At 50.2% G+C, this 2,852-nt stretch carries 3 protein-coding genes; all 3 read right to left on the reverse strand.

What is annotated here, in order from left to right; all coding sequences use genetic code 11:
* Positions 1-60 precede the first annotated feature (60 nt).
* Complete coding sequence (locus tag ABD892_RS27105; protein ID WP_425559238.1) at positions 61-390, reverse strand: homeobox domain-containing protein; 330 nt, start codon at positions 388-390, stop codon at positions 61-63.
* Positions 391-831: 441 nt separating this feature from the next.
* The gene (locus ABD892_RS11205) at positions 832-1,296 is read right to left on the reverse strand and encodes a hypothetical protein (RefSeq protein WP_345195742.1); all 465 of its coding nucleotides are present in this window, start codon (positions 1,294-1,296) and stop codon (positions 832-834) included.
* A gap of 219 nt (positions 1,297-1,515) precedes the next feature.
* Positions 1,516-2,763, reverse strand: coding sequence for an esterase/lipase family protein (locus tag ABD892_RS11210; RefSeq protein ID WP_345195744.1), 1,248 nt, complete (start codon positions 2,761-2,763; stop codon positions 1,516-1,518).
* Positions 2,764-2,852 lie beyond the last annotated feature (89 nt).

A 2,852-nucleotide genomic window follows, 5' to 3' on the forward strand; every position in this document is an offset into this window, starting at 1 on the left:
GTCATTGATTACTCACTGACCACCCCCTGTTTAAGTTGGAAATTTCAGAAGAGGCGACAACTATGCTGGCACAGGGGGGTGTTGAACATATGACAATGGTGCAGCCTCGGCTCTTTTCTTATTGCACTCTTTTTTTGCTTTAGCCCGCCTGTTAGCGAACCACGTTGTTAATTGTTTTAAATTGAGGCATGTACACTGCGCCAATTCTTCTTTTCTCTGCGCATCAGGGTAAGGATTTTCCTTAAATTGTTCATCAAGAATCTTCCTGTCACCATCGCTAACTCGAGTTCGGCGATAGTGCCTACCACTATCTGGAATGTGGCCACATGATGGATTATGGAGTGGGCTTTGCTCGCTGGACGACCGTCCCCCTTGCAGTAACCCCGACATATTTGGTGAAATTTGCAAGACTGGATTTTGATCTTGCCCAACAACCCTGAAACCTTCCCATTGCCCCACCCTATCATCTGTTGTTACGACTGGAGATTGAAGCAGTTGTCTGCCAGCTGTGACAGTTTCCCTGGGCGAGGGACTTCGTATATTGAAGAGTTTTACATGCTCCACTTAATCACTATCCTTCACAAGCTTCCTTTTAGCAGACGGCAAACAACAGAAAACATGCCCAAAAAAGTACCATTTATAACAATCGACTTATTGAGAATTGATATTTAAACCGCCTCGAAATTAAAAAACAACGGTTAATCCGACGTCATGCTCGTACTCCATTAACAAGATTGTATAGACTTATCCGTTTTAAGCAGCCTCATTTATTCAATGTATAAGCCCAGTCACCCACCTAACGGCATATACACTTTGCACACCAAATAACCCTCAAGCTGGTATTTGCTTAGTCAAAAAAATATTCAGCATTTCAATCACCGTATGCAAATTTTGCTTTAATTGCTCAACACTATCTGCGTTAAGCGTTATCCTTGCAACGACATCACCCATTTCGTTGTTAATTTCACGTATAAAGACACAGGGCTCTACTTCATCATCCAGGATTCCCTCAAAGCCATTTAACTGATCAAGAAGACTATCAGAGGCTATTCCCTTAGGGTTAAATTGAATCATGTTGTTATCGTCATTTCTAAGTGACAGCTCTACCATCATTTTTCTGGATTTCGTTGGCGTAACCTCCTCAGGTGGATTCGATGCTGAAATTTTTCTTTTTTTCCCGGAACCGGACGAAAAAGAAGCTTGTGATTGCAAGGTCTCTTCAACGACTGGCTTTCCTTCGACACGCCTTACAGCACGCCTATCCGCAGAAGTACCAGCTATATTGGCAATAGCCATTGTCGTTGTGTCCGTTTTCTGTGCCCCCTGACTAGATGTTATAGGGTGACTCATTGTGCGAAATCCTTTCAATATTATTAACCATTTGATTTTACTTTGGTTTTACAAGCATTCGTCTAACAATTTGGCTAGATTGACGGACAAGCAATAGGTAAAAATGCACAATACAAAGCGCCACTTTTGGAACCACGTAAATCGCCTCTCTCCAGCGAAAAAGCATTATTCCGGCGCCAACCATCGCACCAGCTGCTGGCTGACTTCGTCGCTATGCAGCAACGCCATATGATTCGTACTGTAGGCAGTGAACTGCGACGCCGCATCAAAGGTCAGGCATTTATCGTCCCGGTCACACATCCCTAACGCACTGTGCAGAGGCACCAGGCCATCTCCAATCAGGCGATCCACCAACACACTCCGCCTGGCCGCCGTCGTTGCCGCTACGGAATGACAAGCCACCCCTTCCGGCAACGACACTTCCTCTCGCGGATCGTGACTACCCTGAAAACGGTCACGCCCCTCCCAGTCCTCATCACGCACATGGCCGTGGCGCAGATCGGTGATGCCGGCACTGCGCAACCGGACAAGTCTGGCAAATGGCGCTGTGTAGGGTGTTATACCCAGAATGGCACCCAGCCAGTTGCCAACCTTCTCAAGCGGCGCGCCGTGATGTGGCGTGCCCAGGAATACCATATTTTTCAGGTGATCCGGCCAGCGCATGGCAGCCTGCTGCCCATAATAACAGGCACTGCGTGCGACCAGTCCTCCCATACTGTATCCGACGATCGTCAGCTCTTCGATCGGTTTAGGCCAATGGGCAACCAGCTGCTCCAGCCTGGACGACAGCTCCCGGCCATTGACCGAGGTATGTAAACCGGAATTGTATCGCAGGTAGACAGGGGTATAGCCCAGAGCGGCCGCCAGGGCTTCTCCCTGATCTACACCATCAGCGCCAGGCGGTACACGCCACTGCTGATCATTCATGCACAGGCCATGTACCAGCAGCAGTATCTTACCGGTGACGCCAGCCTCCTTCGGCATCACCTGGTTCTCCAGCATTATCCCCTGATACCGCAGGCTCATGGGGCTGGCAAAGGGATGATGGCCAGCAACCAGCCGATCGCCCATGACGCCATTCAATGCGGCCAGCACGGCATCCCGTTGCAACGTGCCCTCCTGAGTATCATCCGGCGTATCCAGATACGGTTCGAGCTTTGCCAGCGCGGCGTCCACACACCCGCCAACCAGGCGGGTGATACCGTAAACACTTTGGTAAACACCACCGGTCAGGCCACGGGTCATATCCGGCATACGGCCACTTGGCGCGCCCAGTGTTCGCCAAACCGATTGATGCACACCTTCCACGATGCGGGTCACGCCGGTTGTCGCCTCCGTGGCCAGACTGGCCAGCCCGCGCAGATCAGACGCATAGAAGTGCTTACGGGGTTTTCCGGTAACCGGTATGGGCATGATGCAGATCCCCCTGTGCCAGCATAGTTGTCGCCTCTTCTGAAATTTCCAACTTAAACAGGGGGTGGTCAGTGAGTAATCAATGACCC

Source organism: Kistimonas scapharcae (genome assembly GCF_039540975.1).
In the GTDB taxonomy this organism is placed as follows: Bacteria; Pseudomonadota; Gammaproteobacteria; order Pseudomonadales; family Endozoicomonadaceae; genus Kistimonas; species Kistimonas scapharcae.

Coding starts and splice junctions, on each gene's coding strand:
- ABD892_RS27105 (WP_425559238.1), bottom strand. CDS start 390: ATGTCGGGGTTACTGCAAGGGGGACGGTCGTCCAGCGAGCAAAGCCCA.
- ABD892_RS11205 (WP_345195742.1), bottom strand. CDS start 1,296: ATGGCTATTGCCAATATAGCTGGTACTTCTGCGGATAGGCGTGCTGTA.
- ABD892_RS11210 (WP_345195744.1), bottom strand. CDS start 2,763: ATGCCCATACCGGTTACCGGAAAACCCCGTAAGCACTTCTATGCGTCT.